Annotated in this window: 1 pseudogene; it reads right to left on the bottom strand. The window is 69.7% G+C overall.

Annotated elements, in window-relative coordinates:
* Positions 1–472: pseudogene (locus H5407_RS23605) on the bottom strand (hypothetical protein); the annotation flags it as partial.

Here is a 472-nt window from a genome sequence, read left to right as displayed (position 1 = left end):
CCAGATCGCGCGCGGCGATCTCGTTGGCACCGAGCAGCGCCGGGTCCAGGCCGGTGAGCGTGCCGAACAGCGTCAGCGCGCTCAGGTAGGAGCCGTATTTGCTGGCATGCGTGCCGTCGTCGAACCACAGGTCCAGCAGGCCGTCCGAGCTGGCATCCGGCGCCCACATATCGCGCGTGGCCACGCCGGTCTGCACCGCCCGCAGAAAGGCATTGCCGACCGGTGCGATACCGGCGAAGCCCCCGGTGCCGTCGTCGTCGGCGAAGTTGACGGCCTTCTGGAAGGCGCTGTCGAGGTCCGCGTCCATCGCCTCCAGCGAGCCATAGAAGGTGTTGGCCGGGGTGGCGGTACGCGTCACCGCGCCGGTCAGCGGGTCGGTGCTGGTCCGGAAGGCGCCGGCCACCAGGTTGGGTCGGGCCCAGGTCTGGTAGAGGTAGAGCTCGGTGCTGGCGCTGGCGTGATCGTTCTTGGG

The sequence above is a fragment of the Mitsuaria sp. WAJ17 genome, assembly GCF_014174515.1.
Classification (GTDB): domain Bacteria; phylum Pseudomonadota; class Gammaproteobacteria; order Burkholderiales; family Burkholderiaceae_C; genus Roseateles_B.
Note: the sequence above shows the minus strand (reverse complement) of the source record. Positions and strands in the feature narration are given on the sequence as shown.